We start from the raw sequence: 2,674 nt of genomic DNA on the forward strand, positions 1-2,674 counted from the left end.
ACAGGCGCTGCAAGGCCCGTGACAAACCTATAGGTGAGCTTGCCGCGGCAGGCGCTGCGACAGCTCGTCGAGCAAGCGCTGCTCGCGCTTGTCTTCGGCGCGCCGGGCTTCGTCCAGGTAGCGCTGCACCAGCTTGCGCAAGCCTTCGACCCGGGCGTAGGCCTGCTGCCAGGTGCCGCGTGCGTTGTCGAGGTTGTTCTGGTGCCAGACCAGGCTCTGGCGCTGCTGGGTCATGGCCGTTTCCAGCTGCCCGAGGAAGCGCTGGTAATTGACCAGCCAGCTGCCATTGACCCCCTGCCCGCCACGGTTGATCCACTGCAGCTGGTAATCCTCACGAAACCGCTCGAGCTCGGCCAGCTTGGCCTGGGCTGTGGCCACCTGCTGCTGGAAATGCCCAAGGCGCTGGGCTGCCTTGCGCTCGGCCTCCTCGGCCATGTCCACCACCGGCGCCAGGCGCGCGGCGCGTCCGGGCAGCGCCACGGCCTATCAGCCTGCCGGGGGCGTGAAGATCGCCCCCAACTGTTCGCGGCTTTGCGCCATGCCCACGTTTTCGCGCAGGCCCTGGCGCAAAAAATCCACCAGCTTCGATTGCAGGGCAATGGCCAGGTCGGTTTCCGGGTCGCCTCCGGCCACATAGGCGCCCACGCTGATCAGGTCGCGGCTTTGCGACAGGCGCGACCACAACTGCTTGAACTTCTGCGCCTGGCGCAGATGGTCGGCATCGACCACCTGGGGCATGACCCGGCTGATCGAGGCTTCGATGTCGATGGCCGGGTAATGACCCTCCTCGGCCAGCCGGCGCGACAGTACGAAGTGGCCATCGAGTACGCCGCGCGCCGAGTCGGCAATCGGGTCCTGCTGGTCATCGCCCTCGGACAAGACGGTGTAGAACGCGGTGATCGAACCACCCCCCGGCTCGCCATTGCCCGCCCGCTCCACCAGCTTGGGCAGCTTGGCGAACACCGACGGCGGGTAACCCCGGGTAGCCGGCGGTTCGCCGATGGCCAGGGCAATTTCCCGCTGGGCCTGGGCGAAACGGGTCAGCGAGTCCATCAGCAGCAACACGTTCTTGCCCTTGTCGCGGAAGTACTCGGCAATACGTGTGCAGTACATGGCGGCGCGCAGGCGCATCAGCGGCGCATCGTCGGCGGGCGAAGCCACCACCACCGAGCGCTTGAGGCCTTCTTCACCCAGAATATGCTCGATGAATTCCTTGACCTCGCGGCCCCGCTCACCGATCAGGCCAACGACGATGATCTCGGCTTCGGTGAAGCGGGTCATCATGCCCAGCAACACCGACTTGCCCACACCGGTACCGGCGAACAGGCCCAGACGCTGGCCGCGACCGACGGTCAACAACCCATTGATGCTGCGAATGCCAACGTCCAGCGGCTTGCTGATGGGGTCGCGGTTCAGCGGGTTGATCACTGGGCCGTCCATCGGCACCCAGTCCTCGGCCTTCATCCCGCCCTTGCCATCCAGCGCGCGGCCAGCGCCGTCGAGCACCCGGCCGAGCATGCTCATGCCCATGGGCAGGCGACCGCCGTCATCCAGCGGCACCACACGGGCGCCGGGGGCGATACCGACGATGCTGCCGACGGGCATGAGGAATACCTTGGGCCCGGCAAAGCCCATGACTTCGGCTTCGACCTGCACCGGGTGGTAGCTGTCGTCATTGATCACCAGGCAGCGGCTGCCGACTGCGGCGCGCAAGCCTTCGGCTTCCAGGGTGAGGCCGACCATGCGCAGCAGGCGGCCTTCGACGATGGGCTGGACCGGCAGTTCGATGGCCTCGGCATAACTGCCCAGGCGCTTGCCGAAACTGGTGCGCTCAAGGTGCATCTGGGCTGTCCACGGTGCGGTCTGGCGGGGTGTCCAGGTCTATCGACATGTCCGGTGCCGCCGGGTGCAGCGAATGGTCGTGCAACTGGTCGAACAGTTGCGCCACGGCCTTCTCGATGCGAGTCTCCATGGTCGCGTCGATGCGACTGTGGGCGGTCTCGATGCGGCAACCGCCCGGTAGCAGCGCGCTGTCTTCCAGCAGCCGCCAGCTTTCCTCATGGCGTTCGCGCAGGGCCTTGGCCAGCTCGAAATCCTGCGGGTTGAGGTGGATGCGGATATTGTCCGCGCCCATGGGCAGCAGCTTGAGCGCTTCGCGCAGTACTTGGGTGATCTGGCTGGAATCGCCCCGCAGTTCGCGACCGATCACCTGGCGGGTCATGTGCGCCACCAGGTGGACCAGGGCTTTCTCGATCTGCGTGTCTTGTTCGGCGATCGGCTCCATCAGGTTGGCCATCAGCCGTTCAAGGCTTTCCAGCTTGGCTTTCAGGGCCTCTTCGGCTTCCTGGCGAACCTTGAGCTGGGTGCTGTGGAAGCCCTCGCGCTCACCGGTGGCGAAGCCTTCGTTGTAGGCTTCCTGGCGGATGGCCTCGAGTTCTTCCAGGGTCAGCGGCTGGACTTCTTCCAGCGGCACTTCCTCGACTTCTTCCTCGATGACCTCGGGTTCCGGCTCTGGTTCGGGTTCAGGCTCCGGTTCCGGGTCGAAGCTGGGCAGCGCCCACACGTCCACGCCCTCGAGGTCGCGGGCACGGATCAGGTCGCTGGGGTGATGTTCTTTGGTGGGCATGCTGTCATGTTCTCAAACCATGTTCAGCCGACACGGTCCCTGTGGGAG

General features: G+C 65.7%; 3 protein-coding genes. All 3 read right to left on the bottom strand.

What is annotated here, in order from left to right:
• Positions 1-27: 27 nt before the first annotated feature.
• Genes fliJ through fliH form a run of 3 tightly spaced genes read right to left on the bottom strand, consistent with a single transcriptional unit; the run spans position 28 to position 2,626 of the window.
• A complete protein-coding gene (gene fliJ, locus M2S36_RS21795) occupies positions 28-480 on the bottom strand; it encodes a flagellar export protein FliJ (protein WP_233693723.1) in 453 nt (150 codons plus the stop codon).
• 6 nt (positions 481-486) lie between these two features.
• Positions 487-1,842, bottom strand: a complete 1,356-nt coding sequence (gene fliI / locus M2S36_RS21800) for a flagellar protein export ATPase FliI (protein WP_207829750.1) — start codon at positions 1,840-1,842, stop codon at positions 487-489.
• Positions 1,832-2,626 carry a flagellar assembly protein FliH gene (gene fliH, locus M2S36_RS21805; RefSeq protein WP_207829747.1) on the bottom strand — a complete coding sequence of 265 codons (795 nt, stop codon included), beginning with the start codon at positions 2,624-2,626 and terminating at the stop codon, positions 1,832-1,834. The genes fliI and fliH overlap by 11 nt, the downstream gene beginning before the upstream one ends.
• Between the last annotated feature and the right edge of the window lie 48 nt (positions 2,627-2,674).

It is taken from the genome of Pseudomonas sp. SF2, from assembly GCF_036858055.1.
Classification (GTDB): domain Bacteria; phylum Pseudomonadota; class Gammaproteobacteria; order Pseudomonadales; family Pseudomonadaceae; genus Aquipseudomonas.